Annotated in this window: 14 protein-coding genes and 2 pseudogenes; 11 read left to right on the top strand and 5 right to left on the bottom strand. The window is 46.0% G+C overall.

What is annotated here, in order from left to right; all coding sequences use genetic code 11:
* Window positions 1-52 precede the first annotated feature (52 nt).
* Together ACGF63_RS05750 and ACGF63_RS05745 are read right to left on the bottom strand one after the other, a co-directional pair.
* A pseudogene (locus ACGF63_RS05750) lies at window positions 53-337 on the bottom strand (type II toxin-antitoxin system RelE/ParE family toxin).
* A complete protein-coding gene (locus ACGF63_RS05745; protein ID WP_036846318.1) occupies window positions 337-597 on the bottom strand; it encodes a type II toxin-antitoxin system ParD family antitoxin in 261 nt (86 codons plus the stop codon). Before ACGF63_RS05745 ends, ACGF63_RS05750 begins: the two are co-directional and overlap by 1 nt.
* Window positions 598-878: 281 nt before the next feature.
* On the opposite strand from ACGF63_RS05745, the gene greB reads away from it, so the two are divergent.
* From greB to ACGF63_RS05720, 5 genes are all read left to right on the top strand, one after another.
* Window positions 879-1352, top strand: a complete 474-nt coding sequence (gene greB / locus ACGF63_RS05740) for a transcription elongation factor GreB (protein WP_021323370.1) — start codon at window positions 879-881, stop codon at window positions 1350-1352.
* A gap of 259 nt (window positions 1353-1611) precedes the next feature.
* A complete protein-coding gene (locus tag ACGF63_RS05735) occupies window positions 1612-3936 on the top strand; it encodes a Tex family protein (RefSeq protein ID WP_387629430.1) in 2325 nt (774 codons plus the stop codon).
* Between the two features lie 269 nt (window positions 3937-4205).
* Complete coding sequence (gene feoA / locus ACGF63_RS05730; RefSeq protein ID WP_036846324.1) at window positions 4206-4439, top strand: ferrous iron transporter A; 234 nt, start codon at window positions 4206-4208, stop codon at window positions 4437-4439.
* Between the two features lie 47 nt (window positions 4440-4486).
* Window positions 4487-6799 carry a Fe(2+) transporter permease subunit FeoB gene (gene feoB / locus ACGF63_RS05725; protein ID WP_036846326.1) on the top strand — a complete coding sequence of 771 codons (2313 nt, stop codon included), beginning with the start codon at window positions 4487-4489 and terminating at the stop codon, window positions 6797-6799.
* Between the two features lie 9 nt (window positions 6800-6808).
* Entirely contained in the window at window positions 6809-7048 is a 240-nt protein-coding gene (locus tag ACGF63_RS05720; RefSeq protein ID WP_036846329.1) for a FeoC-like transcriptional regulator, read from the top strand.
* Between the two features lie 166 nt (window positions 7049-7214).
* On the opposite strand, the gene ACGF63_RS05715 is transcribed toward ACGF63_RS05720, so the two are convergent.
* The 3 genes and pseudogenes from ACGF63_RS05715 to bioH all read right to left on the bottom strand — a co-directional run bounded on the left by ACGF63_RS05715 (window position 7215) and on the right by bioH (window position 8749).
* Entirely contained in the window at window positions 7215-7517 is a 303-nt protein-coding gene (locus tag ACGF63_RS05715; RefSeq protein WP_387629425.1) for a helix-turn-helix domain-containing protein, read from the bottom strand.
* Window positions 7510-7841: pseudogene (locus tag ACGF63_RS05710) on the bottom strand (type II toxin-antitoxin system RelE/ParE family toxin). The gene ACGF63_RS05715 and the pseudogene ACGF63_RS05710 overlap by 8 nt, the downstream one beginning before the upstream one ends.
* Before the next feature lie 131 nt (window positions 7842-7972).
* Entirely contained in the window at window positions 7973-8749 is a 777-nt protein-coding gene (gene bioH / locus ACGF63_RS05705; RefSeq protein ID WP_387629422.1) for a pimeloyl-ACP methyl ester esterase BioH, read from the bottom strand.
* Window positions 8750-8788: 39 nt separating this feature from the next.
* On the opposite strand from bioH, the gene gntX reads away from it, so the two are divergent.
* From gntX to glpD, 6 genes are all read left to right on the top strand, one after another.
* Window positions 8789-9472: a DNA utilization protein GntX gene (gene gntX, locus ACGF63_RS05700; protein WP_036846342.1), complete on the top strand. Its 684-nt coding sequence runs from the start codon at window positions 8789-8791 to the stop codon at window positions 9470-9472.
* A 59-nt stretch (window positions 9473-9531) separates the two neighbouring features.
* Window positions 9532-10107, top strand: coding sequence for a Fe-S biogenesis protein NfuA (gene nfuA, locus ACGF63_RS05695; protein ID WP_023044402.1), 576 nt, complete (start codon window positions 9532-9534; stop codon window positions 10105-10107).
* Between the two features lie 98 nt (window positions 10108-10205).
* Complete coding sequence (gene glpE / locus ACGF63_RS05690) at window positions 10206-10544, top strand: thiosulfate sulfurtransferase GlpE (RefSeq protein ID WP_036846345.1); 339 nt, start codon at window positions 10206-10208, stop codon at window positions 10542-10544.
* A 9-nt stretch (window positions 10545-10553) separates the two neighbouring features.
* Window positions 10554-11408 carry a rhomboid family intramembrane serine protease GlpG gene (gene glpG / locus ACGF63_RS05685; protein ID WP_387629416.1) on the top strand — a complete coding sequence of 285 codons (855 nt, stop codon included), beginning with the start codon at window positions 10554-10556 and terminating at the stop codon, window positions 11406-11408.
* An 18-nt stretch (window positions 11409-11426) separates the two neighbouring features.
* A complete protein-coding gene (locus ACGF63_RS05680; RefSeq protein ID WP_162524188.1) occupies window positions 11427-12185 on the top strand; it encodes a DeoR/GlpR family transcriptional regulator in 759 nt (252 codons plus the stop codon).
* A gap of 247 nt (window positions 12186-12432) precedes the next feature.
* Window positions 12433-13926, top strand: coding sequence for a glycerol-3-phosphate dehydrogenase (gene glpD / locus ACGF63_RS05675; protein ID WP_152963241.1), 1494 nt, complete (start codon window positions 12433-12435; stop codon window positions 13924-13926).
* Window positions 13927-14178 lie beyond the last annotated feature (252 nt).

Below are 14178 nucleotides of genomic sequence, written 5' to 3'. Positions count from 1 at the left end.
CCTGTTACCTACCCAGCAACATTGTGACATCCAGCCTGTATGTTCCTGGCTGTCAAAGTAATAAAGTTATATCTCTTGAACCGTGTAACACTCTTTGTATTCGGGTCTGGTTTCCTGAGCTTGAAAACAGGATAAGGTATTTCCCGTAGGTACAGCTTCTTATGCTTTCGCCTAACTCCCGGCGTTGCCGGTAAATCTGCGGCGCTTCACTTATCTGGCAGCATTGCTGATACAGTTCCTCCATAAAGCTAACTGACCTAACCGGGTTCTCCTACGCGATATAATCGCCTATCTCTTCGATATCCTGCGCCGCCAGTGGCGATATGCTTAACCTCATTATTCCTGTCCGTTTGCGTTCATCCGTTGATATTTATTTTTTAATTCTCCGAACACTTCACTTGCTGCCAGACCTTCTCCACTTTCAATGCCGGCACTCACCGCAGCACGTAGCTCTGCGAGCTTCTGCGCCTGTTCATGCTCTTCCAACATGCGTAACCCAGCCCGGATCACTTCACTGACATTGTTGTAACGTCCGCTGTTGATTTGCTCACGAATAAACCCCTTGAAGTGAGGACTCAAAGCAACACTTGTAGCCATGATACTTTCTTCACTATTATCTATTAGTATTTTCCTTTTTCTTACTACCATCAAGGTGTTGTATCTATCACCGTTCTGCCGAGTGCATCTGCGCGTGCACTATCTGCAATTGACCGATCGGTGGTCAATTTCGTATAGATTTGTATCATATCCAGCTTTTCATAGTCGAAAATGACCTAAACGAGTAGGTAGTTGAAACTTTTAAAGCCGACTATATAAGAATTGCCATAATTAATTATAATGATGTTTATCAATGCAACTCACTGTATCTACAACATAAAATGAAGACTAAGCTTATAACCCGCGAAGGTTACAACAAACTAAAGGAAGAATTGGATTATCTATGGCGTGAAGAACGCCCGGAAGTCACTAAAAAAGTCACTTGGGCGGCAAGTCTCGGAGATAGGAGCGAAAACGCAGATTATCAATATAACAAGAAGAGACTACGGGAGATTGATCGAAGAGTCAGATACCTGACCAAGAGTCTGGAAGAACTACGGTGTGTTGATTACTCCCCTCAACAAGACGGACGTGTGTTCTTCGGTGCATGGGTAGAAATCGAAAATGATCAAGGGGAGATTAAACGCTTCCGTATTGTTGGGTACGATGAGATTTTTGGTCGCAAAGACTACATATCGATCGATTCTCCAATGGCCCGTGCTCTACTAAAGAAAGAGGTCGGAGACAGTGCAATCGTTTATACACCAACAGGAGAAGTTTTGTGGTACGTGAATGAGATCGAATATGTGAAATAACATACCAACTATTTCGACATCGCTGTATCCCGTGATTCAGAGTAGATCAGCCTTTGTGGGGAATATGGTCACTTTTGTCTATCTAATGAAAGGGCTTGATTTAGCAACCGTTGCTATAACATCACTGACAATAAATTCGTTGAATCATGTTGTAACCCGTCAGAATAAGATCAGACGCGAACTGGAAATTGTTTCTCTCAGAACGTATAAAGGGGTTTTTGTGAATATTTGAAGCCTATCCACCAGAAGAAAACACAACATGAATGAATCTTTAAGCCGAATTATTGCCAGTGAGCTACAGGCCCAGCCACAACAAGTCCTTTCAGCGATGAGCCTGCTTGATGAAGGGAATACTGTCCCTTTTATTGCACGATATCGTAAAGAAGCCACCGGCGGTCTGGATGACACCCAACTTCGCCAACTTGAGAGCCGCCTTGGTTACCTGCGCGAGCTGTCAGACCGCCGCCAAACCATTCTTAAATCCATTGACGAGCAAGGCAAGCTAACACCAGAACTGGCCGAAGCCATTAATGGCACCCTGAGCAAAACCGAACTGGAAGATCTTTATCTGCCATACAAGCCGAAACGTCGTACCCGCGGGCAAATCGCGATTGAAGCAGGTCTTGAACCTTTGGCGAACTCTCTGTGGCAAGATCCACAACAAGAACCGGAATTGGTTGCCGCTACTTTTGTTGATACCGATAAAGGTGTAGCCGATACTAAAGCCGCTCTGGATGGCGCTCGTTATATCCTGATGGAACGTTTCGCCGAAGATGCAACATTATTGGCAAAAGTTCGTGACTATTTATGGAAAAATGCCCATTTGGTCGCCAAAGTCGCCACCGGAAAAGAAGAAGAAGGTGCTAAATTCCGCGACTATTTTGATTACCATGAACCTATCGCACAGGTCCCTTCTCACCGCGCATTAGCCATGTTCCGTGGCCGTAATGAGAGCATACTGCAACTTTCTCTGAATGCTGATCCCCAGTTTGATGAACCCCCCAAAGAGAGCTACTGCGAACAGATTATTACCCAACATCTTAATCTGCGCCTGAACAATGCACCGGCGGATAGCTGGCGCAAAGCCGTCGTAAACTGGACCTGGCGTGTCAAAGTATTGCTGCATCTTGAAACAGAGTTGATGAGCACTTTACGTGAAAAAGCAGAAGATGAAGCTATCAAGGTATTCGCCCGTAACCTGCAAGACCTGTTGATGGCCGCACCAGCAGGTATGCGCGCAACAATGGGGCTCGATCCAGGTCTGCGTACCGGTGTTAAAGTTGCCGTCATTGATGCAACCGGCAAATTGATTGCCGCAGACACTATCTATCCGCACACCGGGCAAACCGCCAAAGCAGCCGCAAGCACGGCCGCGTTGTGTATCAAACATCAGGTGGAATTGGTCGCTATCGGTAACGGAACCGCTTCCCGCGAAACAGAACGTTTCTTTGCGGACGTCCAAAAACAGTTCCCGGAGATAAAAGCCCAAAAAGTGATTGTCAGTGAGGCAGGAGCCTCTGTTTATTCTGCATCTGAACTGGCAGCACAGGAATTTCCTGACCTGGACGTTTCACTGCGCGGTGCAGTCTCTATCGCCCGCCGCCTGCAAGATCCACTGGCTGAATTAGTGAAAATCGATCCGAAATCTATCGGTGTCGGTCAATATCAACATGATGTCAGCCAGACCCAACTTGCCAAAAAATTGGACGCGGTAGTTGAGGATTGTGTAAACGCCGTCGGCGTGGATCTGAATACCGCGTCTGTTCTTCTATTGACCCGAGTTGCCGGGCTGACCCGTATGATTGCCCAGAACATCATAAACTGGCGCGATGAGAATGGCCGCTTCAATAACCGAGCACAATTACTGAAAGTCAGCCGCCTTGGGCCAAAAGCGTTTGAACAGTGCGCCGGCTTCCTGCGTATCAATCACGGTGATAACCCGCTGGATGCCTCGACTGTTCACCCGGAAGCCTATCCGGTGGTTGAGAAAATTCTGGCAGCCACTGAACAAAAACTCCAGGAATTGATGGGCAATCCGTCCTCACTGCGTGGATTGAAGCCTCAGGATTTCACCACAGAACAATTTGGTGTTCCAACCGTTACCGATATTCTGAAAGAGCTGGAAAAACCAGGCCGTGACCCACGCCCGGAGTTTAAAACCGCGACCTTCGCTGACGGTGTGGAAACGATGAATGACCTGCATCCGGGGATGGTACTGGAAGGTGCGGTCACTAACGTGACTAACTTCGGCGCATTTGTCGATATCGGCGTTCATCAAGATGGCCTGGTGCACATCTCTTCGCTGTCCGATCGCTTTGTGGAAGATCCTCACACCGTAGTAAAAGCAGGTGATATCGTCAAAGTCAAAGTGCTGGAAGTTGATCTGAGCCGTAAGCGTATCGCGCTGACCATGCGTCTTGATGAACAACCGGGAGAAACCCACTCACGCCGCAGTAACAATCCTCAAACTGACCGCCGCCCTGAACGCAATGACAAAAACCGTGCTACTCCACGCGCTTCAACTCCAGCCGGAAACAGTGCCATGAGTGATGCGCTGGCCGCCGCATTCGGCAAAAAACGTTGATAGTCTTATAATTGCAAACAATATGCACTGCTTTGGCAGTGCATATCTCATCTCTACCATCAGGCAAAATCCAAATCCACTTATCCTTGTCAACTTGGGTGACTTACTGAACATCCAATTATTGAAAATGCGATTAATATTGAAATTAATGTTGGTTATTATTCTTATTTGCAATTAACATGCATAGGATGAAAATCGTACTTTATCTAATATAAGTACAACTTTAGTTCTCAAGATTCTTTCACTTATCACACATCCCGGAAGGTTATATGCAACTTCTTCCAGACCACAGTTACAAGATCATTGGCTTTTCTCCCAAGATCAGCCCTGCTTACCGACAGAAATTACTGTCATTAGGCATGTTGCCCGGTTCCTCTTTTCATGTTGTCCGTTTAGCACCTTTAGGTGATCCGATACAAATTGAGGCCCGCAGAGTTAACCTGATTCTGAGAAAAAAAGATCTGGAATTTCTCACATTAGACGACGCCCAATGCAACGCATAATCCATTGCAAGCAATAAAACTGTTACTTCTAATTTGGCATCAAAAACATGAAAGCACTGACCATTGGCTTAATCGGCAATCCCAACGCCGGCAAAACGACATTATTTAACCAACTTACCGGCGCCCGTCAACGTGTAGGCAACTGGGCAGGCGTCACGGTAGAACGCAAAATTGGCCGTTTTATCACAGAAGACCATAAAATTGAGCTGGTTGACCTGCCGGGAACCTACTCTCTGACCACGATTTCTGAACAAACATCACTCGATGAGCAGATAGCCTGTCACTACATCCTGAGCGGTGATGCTGACATGCTGATTAACGTCGTAGACGCTGCTAACCTTGAGCGAAATCTCTATCTGACATTACAACTGCTGGAATTAGGCATTCCATGCATTGTTGCGCTGAATATGCTGGATATCGCTAAAAGCCAGCATATTCAAATCAATATTGCTGAGTTGGAGAAACGCCTTGGCTGTCCGGTCATTCCAATGGTTTCAACCCGAGCAACCGGACTCAATGAACTGAAACAAGCGATTGACCGCCATAAACAGAATTCTGGGCAGTCATTGATTCGCTACCCTGACAACCTGTTGCAAGAAGTTGATCAGCTATTTGGTGCAATTTCAGACGATTTTAATGCTCAACAACGCCGTTGGTTAGCACTTCAGATACTTGAAGGGGACATTTACAGCCTGGAACGTTCTGGCCTTGCGGCCTCAATCTTGGCTGAATCCAAAGAACGCCTGCAACAACAGCAATACGAAGAACCTGAACTGGTTATTGCCGATGCACGCTATCAAAGCATCAACACCTTATGTATGGCAGTGATCGACAGCCAAAAAGCAACGCCAAACAAACTCACCCAGGCAATTGATAACATCATCCTCAACCGCTGGTTGGGCGTACCCATTTTCCTGGCGGTTATGTATTTAATGTTCGTACTGGCGATTAATATCGGTGGTGCATTACAGCCTATTTTCGACGCAGGTTCTATCGCTATTTTCATTCATGGCGTTCAATGGCTTGGTCATACGTTACATTTTCCTGAATGGCTGACTATTTTCCTCGCGCAAGGTATCGGCGGCGGTATCAACACGGTTCTGCCACTGGTACCACAAATCGGCATGATGTATTTGTTCCTCTCTTTCCTTGAGGACTCCGGTTATATGGCGCGGGCGGCGTTTGTCATGGACCGTCTGATGCAGGTTCTGGGTCTGCCAGGTAAATCTTTTGTCCCATTGATCGTTGGCTTTGGTTGTAACGTACCCTCAATTATGGGCGCGAGAACGCTGGATGCACCGCGTGAGCGTCTGATCACGATTATGATGGCACCATTTATGTCTTGTGGTGCACGGCTGGCAATCTTTGCCGTTTTTGCCGCTGCATTCTTCGGCAAAAACGGGGCAACCGTTGTTTTCTCTCTTTATATATTGGGCATTGTAGTCGCGATTTTGACTGGCCTGATGCTGAAATACACCATTATGCGTGGTGAAGCCTCGCCATTTGTTATGGAGCTGCCGGTTTACCATATTCCACATCTGAAAACCCTGCTGTTGCAAACATGGCAACGCCTGAAAGGTTTTGTTATCCGTGCAGGTAAAGTTATCGTTATCGCCAGTATGTTTATTGGTGCGCTCAATAGCTTTTCCTTCTCCGGTAAAGCCGTGGATAGCATCAACGAATCAGCACTGGCTTCGGTCAGCAAAGTTATTACACCACTGTTACAACCAATTGGCGTTCACGCAGATAACTGGCAGGCAGCCGTGGGACTGATAACTGGAGCGATGGCAAAAGAAGTGGTTGTCGGAACACTAAATACCTTGTACACCGCAGAAAGCATTACAAATGAGCCATTTGACGCAGAGGGGTTCAACCTGCTTGGTGAACTGAAAGAGGCTGTTGGTGAAACCTGGGGGAGCCTGAAAGACACCTTCACTTTGAGTGTGCTTTCCAACCCAATCGAAGCCAGTAAAGGCGACGGAGAGATGGATAGCGGTTCTATGGGAATAATGAGTACAAAATTTGGCTCCGCTATTTCAGCTTACAGCTATCTAATCTTTGTCCTGTTGTATGTACCCTGTGTTTCTGTGATGGGCGCTATCGCCCGTGAAACAAGCCGCGGTTGGATGACATTCTCCATTCTATGGGGGCTGAATGTGGCTTACTCAATCTCAGCCTTGTTCTATCAGATGGTGACTTTCTCACAGCATCCACAAAGCAGCCTGATCATCATTCTGGCAGTAACCCTCTTTAACGCACTGGTGTTTTCCTTCCTGCGGCGCACACGCAGCCGCGTGACGATGAAACTGAGCAGCAACACTGGAAATAGTTGCCACTGCTCCAGTGGAAGCTGTCACTAGGAGTTAAGAATGATTAGCCTGTTAAAAGTAAGGGATACAGTCGCTCTGAATGGACGGGCAGATGCCAGGTTGTTGAGCCGCCAGCTTCGTGCGTCCGTACAGATGATTGCCGCTATGCTTGAACAACTTACAGTGATGGGCAAACTGGAAAAGGTTGATGCAACTGCCTGCCTGAGTGGCAGTTGCAAACAATGCCCTGAAACACAGAAATGTGATACGGCGGTTTATCGGATCACAGGGAAATACTGAATCATACTTATAGAACAGCTCATCATATATTGATGAGTCTGAGATAAACCCTACTTTTTTAAAGTGGGGTTTATCAACAACCTTGTTGGCCCAAAGGGTTATAAATCACAGGTGGACCCTACCATTACTCATTTAAAAATAAAAATTCTTAGTTCAAACACACACTCTATTGATTTACAGGCATTTGGAAAACAAATGCTCCGCCAAGCGCGGCAGCATAGCGACTTAAAGTATCCAGATTTGGCACACTCTTGCCATTTTCCATACGGCTGATGTTTTGCTTTTGAGTGCCAATTTTCTGAGCAACATCTTGCTGAGTAAGACGCAACGCTTTACGTGCATCCTTAAGCTGTTTCATCAATGTTTTGCGGATCTGAATATCGTTATATGCTTCCAGAGTCGCGGTATCTTCTAAGAGAAGCGCTTTAGCTTCAGAAAATGGGATAATATCATAATCATTATCAGACATTGTTAAGACTCCGTTTAATCTCTTTCATTCGTTGGTTTGCCAGATCAAGCGATTTCTTCGGCGTTTTTTGGGTTTTCTTTTGCAGTATATGAACAACATAAAACTGTTGTCCAACGGCAAAAAAGAAAAACCCCCTCGCGATACCCTCAGATGCATTCACTCTTAACTCTTTAAGCCCATTTCCAATATCTCTGACTTTAGGCTCTTTTAAGTCTGTTCCAGCAGCTTCTAATTCTTCAATGGCTTCAATCATTGAAACTTTGAGACCAACAGGTAACTTAGAAAGCTCTTGAATGCCGCTCTTATAATGTTTGCTGAAAACATAAAACTAATCCATTTAACCTATATAGATTATTTTAGCATGCACACCAAAAGTCATCGAACCGCCGCATTCATGCGGCGAACGCTTGACTATTCCAAACCACGCCAATAATAAGTTCGTTATATTATCAACCTCAAAACGCTTCTCTACTAACAAAATCAGTCAATAAATCAACAAATGCATCAGGATGAGAAATAAAAGGCGCATGGGCGGCATGACGCATCATAGCTGAAACTGAACGCGGCCATTTCTCATCAAGAATACTGATAACTTTTCTTGGCACCAAACCATCCAGATAGCCATAAATACGCAGAAACGGTATGGAAAGTTCAGCCAAAGGTTCTCTTAAATCTTCAGTCCGCAAAATCTCCAAACCAACATTAAGCACTTCAACAGAAGGCATCGGCTGCGCCAATACAACGGATTTCAGTAACCGCGCGTCCTGACGGGCGCTGGCTGTACCCAATGTCTGCAAAGCAAGGAAACGCTCCACTGTGCGCTGGAAATCTTCACTAAGCTGATGTTCGAAACCGCTCAAAACCTCAGGTTTGATCCCCGGCCAATCACCTTCTGCACTGAAATGTGGTGAAGACGCCACAGTAATTAATCCGGCAACCTTATCCTGATGGTTAAGCGCAATCCGGCTGGCAACCAGCCCACCCAACGACCAACCCAGCCACAACGCATTTTCAGGCGCATACCGCCAGACTTCATCCGCCATATCATCAAGGCTCATCGCGCCGTATTTCTGACTGCGGCCGTAACCCGGTAAATCCACCAGATGTAAACGAAAATGCGGAGCGCATCGCATTTCAATGGAACGCCAAACTTCCGCATTCAACCCCCATCCGTGCAGCAACACAAGATCACGCGAATCCCCCGCAGAAGTCTGCCAAAACAGATCAGCCATTGTTATTCTCAACTTTATTTACCATCAAGGAAGAAACCTATGCTAACAATGGTTGGGTACTGTTGGCTATGCCATCAGCCTCTGTGGTTTCCACATCATGGAATATGCAGCTTTTGCAACAAGCGGCTGAAACGTCTGACAAATATGTGCCCTCGTTGTGCACTGCCCTCAGAATTAACCTCACTGCCTTGTGGGCGCTGTATCAAGAACCCCCCGCTATGGGAACATATGATCGCGATTACCGATTATCGCCCACCATTGAGCGGCCTGATTCGCCGCTATAAATATCACAGCACGCCACAACTCGCATCCGTTCTGGCGCGTCTGTTTCTGCTGCACTGGCAACAAGGCTATCGTGCTGGGCGATGGTATAAACCCAACATTCTGCTCAGTGTGCCACTGCATCGGCACAGGCGCTGGAAACGGGGATTTGATCAAGGTGTATTAATCGCAAAGCAACTATCAGAATGGCTACAATGCGATTATCAGCAAAGCATTCTGCAACGGACGCGTGCTACACTACCGCAAAGAAATTTATCAGCGGTACGTCGTAAAACCAATCTCAGGAAAGCGTTCCGGCTCTGTGGCCCCGTCATAGGACAACACATCGCCATACTTGATGATGTGATTACTACCGGTGCGACGATGACCGAAATTTCCCGTTTGTTAATTCGTGCTGGCGCCCGCTCAGTGCAGGTCTGGGCGATTTGCCGAACCTTGTAGTCAAGATGAGAATGGGCGTATTATAACCAACTATAGCAGTCAACTATTGAGCAAATGATATGATTAATATTACTGAAGCAGCGCAAGCCCATTTCGCCAAATTACTGGCAAACCAAGAACCTGGTACTCAAATCCGCGTATTTGTCATCAATCCGGGTACACCTACCGCAGAATGCGGTGTGTCTTACTGCCCACCTGACGCTGTTGAAGCAACGGATACTGAGCTGAAATTTGAGAAACTGTCAGCTTACGTTGACGAGCTGAGCGCGCCGTTCCTTGAAGAAGCAGAAATCGATTTTGTCACTGATCAGTTAGGCTCTCAGCTAACACTAAAAGCCCCTAACGCCAAAATGCGCAAAGTTTCTGATGATTCTCCACTGATCGAACGGGTGGAATATGTCTTACAGTCACAAATTAACCCACAATTAGCGGGTCACGGTGGCCGTGTCAGCCTGATGGAAATCACTGATGATGGTTTCGCTATCCTTCAGTTCGGCGGCGGTTGCAATGGTTGTTCAATGGTCGATGTCACCCTGAAAGAAGGGATTGAAAAAGAGTTGCTGAACATGTTCCCTGAATTAAAAGGTGTAAGAGACTTGACTGAACATCAACGCGGTGAACACTCTTATTACTGACAACTGACTTTCCCGTTCGGATAACCGTCGGGAAAATGTCACTACAATAATAACCTAATGGGATAATCTCTAAATTCTAAGAGCAAGTCAGAATATATATGGAACATTTTCAAACAATCAGCCCTGAGCAGGCTTATCAACATTGGCAAGATAAATCCGCCATTATGGTGGATATCCGCGATCCACAAAGTTTCCGGGGCGGCCATGCATCCGGGGCCTTTCATTTAACCAATGACACATTAAATGAATTTATGTTGCAGACCCATTTCGAGCAACCTGTCATGGTCATGTGTTACCACGGTCACAGCAGCCAGAGCGCCGCTCAGTACTTACTGAACATGGGTTTTGAAGCGGTTTACAGCATTAATGGTGGCTTTGAAGCCTGGCAAAGAGACTATCCTCAAGCTGTTGATTCCTTATTACATAATCTGGCATAACAACACCTCATGATCCACGTAATCGCTATTTCAAACCCGCGCCTGGCACAAGCTTTTATCGATTATATGGCAACCCATCAAGTACATCTGACCATGCGTCCGAGTCACGATGGGCAGCACGTAGAACTGTGGCTGGAAGATGACACTAAACTCGCCATCGTTCAACAAGAGCTGGAGCAATTTACCCGTGACCCACTGAACGAACGTTATCAGGCGGCCAGTTGGCAATCCGGCAATGTGAATCACTCATTGAAATATCATAACAATCTGAATTGGCAATATTTGAGTCGTCAGGCTGGCCCGTTAACAATGACCGTTCTGATCCTGAATATCGCCGTTTATCTCTGGATGCAATTCACCGGGGATTATCAGGTTATGTCCTGGCTAGCCTGGCCAGACAACAGTCAACATCTGGAGCTATGGCGTTGTGTTACTCACGGTTTACTGCATTTCTCACTACTGCATATCATCTTTAATCTCATGTGGTGGTGGTATCTTGGCGGACAAACAGAAAAGCGCCTTGGTACAGGAAAGCTGTTTGTTATCACTATCGTTTCCGCTGTTTTCAGTGGCTGGGGACAATCATTATTCAGTGGCTCTCATTTTGGCGGTCTTTCCGGTGTTGTTTACGCCTTAATTGGTTATGTCTGGTTAACCGGCGAACGTGCACCTGAGCGCGGCATTAGCGTTCCCCGCGGTTTGATGGCTTTTTCGATCCTCTGGCTGATTATTGGCTATTTCGACACATTTGGACTCGCCATTGCCAACGCGGCCCATTTTTCCGGTTTAATTATCGGCTTACTGATGGCGCTGTGGGATAACCGTCATACCTTCAAAAATAACACTCACAACCGGCATTCTTAAGAACAATAGGGGACTATCGTGAAGCAAACTCAACGGCATGATGCAATAGTTGAGCTGGTACGTCTTCAGGGCTATGTCAGTACTGAAGAGTTGGTTGAACACTTTAATGTCAGCCCCCAGACTATCCGCCGTGATTTGAACGACCTGGCAGACAAAAACAAAATACAGCGACATCACGGCGGTGCCGCATTGCCATCAAGTTCAGTCAATACCGCTTATAATGACCGCAAAAGCATGTGGTCAGAAGAAAAAGCCCGTATTGCCCAACGTGTTGCCAGCCATATCCCGGACGGCGCAACACTGTTTATTGATATCGGCACGACACCAGAAGCCGTCGCTCACGCACTGCTAAATCATAAAAATCTGCGGATTGTCACTAACAACCTCAACGTAGCAACCCTATTGATGACAAAGGAAGACTTCCGTTTAATCCTGGCGGGTGGGGAGATTCGTACCCGTGATGGGGGGATTATCGGTGAAGCCACACTGGATTTTATCTCCCAGTTTCGGCTCGATTATGGCATTCTTGGCATCAGTGGTATCGATATGGATGGCTCACTGCTGGAGTTTGATTACCATGAAGTACGTATTAAACGCGCCATTATCGAAAACTCCCGTTGCGTTATGTTAGTCACTGACCATTCTAAATTTGGCCGCAATGCTATGGTCAATTTGGGTAATATGAACCTCATTGATTACCTATTTACTGACCAGCTTCCCCCTCCAAGCATCCATAAAGTGATTGAGCAACATAACGTGCAGCTCGAACTTTGCTAATAGTTTTTTCTATATTTGGGGATAGCACTATCCCCTATCTTCTCTTCTTGCCACTCCACAGTTATGCCATCTTTTAGCTTCCTTATTAATGCCATGTGAATTATATGGGTGTGACAATATTTGTTATCTATATCACGCGAATATGTTTTTTCTTAGTAATATAGTTGGCTATTTATGGATTTCCGATTACAATCACGAGCGAAAACGAACATTAAAGAACTGTTTCGAACATTTTTAAGGGGGATGCATGGAAACCAAAGACTTGATTGTGATCGGTGGTGGGATCAACGGTGCCGGTATCGCGGCAGATGCCGCTGGCCGGGGACTTTCTGTTCTGCTGCTGGAAGCACAAGACTTAGCCAAAGCCACTTCATCCGCCAGTTCAAAACTGATCCACGGTGGCTTGCGCTATCTGGAACATTATGAATTCCGTTTGGTCAGCGAAGCGCTGGCAGAACGTGAAGTTTTATTAAATCTTGCACCACACATCGCTTTCCCGATGCGTTTTCGTCTGCCGCACCAGCCACACCTGCGCCCGGCATGGATGATCCGCATTGGTTTGTTCCTTTATGACAATTTAGGCAAACGTGTCAGCCTGCCGAGCAGTAAAGGACTGAAATTCGGTGCTAATTCCGTACTGAAACCAGAATTAGTCCGCGGCTTTGAGTATTCCGACTGCTGGGTTGATGACGCCCGTTTAGTTGTCCTTAACGCTCAAGAAGTCAAAAAACACGGTGGAGAAGTGCATACCCGAACAAAAGTTACCCGTGCATGGCGTGAACAAGATGGCTGGATGGTTGAAGCCGAAGATCTGCGGACAGGTAAAACTCATACCTGGCGTGCAAAAGGTCTGGTTAACGCCACCGGTCCTTGGGTTAAAGAATTCTTTGACGATGGTCTGAAACTGAAATCACCTTATGGTATTCGTCTGATCAAAGGCAGCCATATTGTGGTACCAAGAGTGCATGATGAGCCGCAAGCTTATATTCTGCAAAACGAAGATAATCGTATCGTATTTGTTATTCCCTGGATGGATGAATTCTCCATTATTGGTACAACCGATGTCGAATATAAAGGCGATCCAAAAGAGGTGAAGATTGACGATCAAGAGATAAACTATCTGTTGGAAGTCTATAACAATCACTTTAAGAAGCAAATTAGCCGTGAAGATATCGTCTGGACCTATTCCGGTGTACGTCCACTGTGTGATGACGAATCTGATTCGCCTCAGGCAATTACCCGTGACTACACACTCGATATTCATGATGAGCAGGGCAAAGCACCATTGCTGTCTATATTCGGCGGTAAATTGACCACTTACCGTAAGCTGGCGGAGCACGCAATGGAGAAAATGATTCAATACTATCCAAATGCCGGAGAAGCCTGGAGCAAAAATGGTCAATTACCGGGTGGTAATCTGGAAGGCTGCGACCGCGACGGTTACGCCCGCTTACTGCGTAAACGCTACAACTGGTTACCGGAAGGTGTTGCTGTGCGTTATGCTCGTACCTACGGCAGTAACAGCGAACTGATTCTGCAAGGTGCTAACAATCTGGCGGATCTCGGTGAATTCTTCGGCCAAGGTCTGTATGAAGCTGAACTTTGTTATCTGGTTAACAATGAATGGGTTGTTGAACTGGATGATGCGATATGGCGCCGTACCAAATTGGGCATGTGGCTGAATGAAGAGCAGAAACAGCGCATTGCAGTATGGCTAACAGAGAATGCGAAGCCATTGTGAACAAAAATTAAATTGACGTAAACTTCAGGCGCAAAATATATACTACGCCTGTTTTTATTCTCTATTTATGCTCAATCAAATGGCACTTATTAGTCGAATCTGCCAGTCATTAATAAAAATTTATTATTTAACAGAAACATTAAAATACCAATATTCAATCTACTTTATTAATCACTCAAAAAAATAACTGAGTGGTTAATAGAGTAATTACAGACAAACAATCATGGAGGTTTTAAGTCTCTTTCTTATGAT

Origin of the sequence: Photorhabdus sp. RM322S (assembly GCF_042879395.1) — a bacterium.
Classification (GTDB): Bacteria; Pseudomonadota; Gammaproteobacteria; order Enterobacterales; family Enterobacteriaceae; genus Photorhabdus; species Photorhabdus khanii.
The sequence above is the reverse complement of the archived record's forward strand: the minus strand, read 5'-3'. Positions and strand labels throughout refer to the sequence as shown.

Bases quoted from the DNA above. Each gene is read 5' to 3' on its own strand.
- ACGF63_RS05715 (WP_387629425.1), bottom strand. From the start codon at position 7,517: ATGTCTGATAATGATTATGATATTATCCCATTTTCTGAAGCTAAAGCG.
- ACGF63_RS05745 (WP_036846318.1), bottom strand. From the start codon at position 597: ATGGCTACAAGTGTTGCTTTGAGTCCTCACTTCAAGGGGTTTATTCGT.
- glpG (WP_387629416.1), top strand. From the start codon at position 10,554: ATGATCCACGTAATCGCTATTTCAAACCCGCGCCTGGCACAAGCTTTT.
- bioH (WP_387629422.1), bottom strand. From the start codon at position 8,749: ATGGCTGATCTGTTTTGGCAGACTTCTGCGGGGGATTCGCGTGATCTT.
- glpE (WP_036846345.1), top strand. From the start codon at position 10,206: ATGGAACATTTTCAAACAATCAGCCCTGAGCAGGCTTATCAACATTGG.
- gntX (WP_036846342.1), top strand. From the start codon at position 8,789: ATGCTAACAATGGTTGGGTACTGTTGGCTATGCCATCAGCCTCTGTGG.
- nfuA (WP_023044402.1), top strand. From the start codon at position 9,532: ATGATTAATATTACTGAAGCAGCGCAAGCCCATTTCGCCAAATTACTG.
- glpD (WP_152963241.1), top strand. From the start codon at position 12,433: ATGGAAACCAAAGACTTGATTGTGATCGGTGGTGGGATCAACGGTGCC.
- feoA (WP_036846324.1), top strand. From the start codon at position 4,206: ATGCAACTTCTTCCAGACCACAGTTACAAGATCATTGGCTTTTCTCCC.
- greB (WP_021323370.1), top strand. From the start codon at position 879: ATGAAGACTAAGCTTATAACCCGCGAAGGTTACAACAAACTAAAGGAA.
- ACGF63_RS05735 (WP_387629430.1), top strand. From the start codon at position 1,612: ATGAATGAATCTTTAAGCCGAATTATTGCCAGTGAGCTACAGGCCCAG.
- feoB (WP_036846326.1), top strand. From the start codon at position 4,487: ATGAAAGCACTGACCATTGGCTTAATCGGCAATCCCAACGCCGGCAAA.
- ACGF63_RS05720 (WP_036846329.1), top strand. From the start codon at position 6,809: ATGATTAGCCTGTTAAAAGTAAGGGATACAGTCGCTCTGAATGGACGG.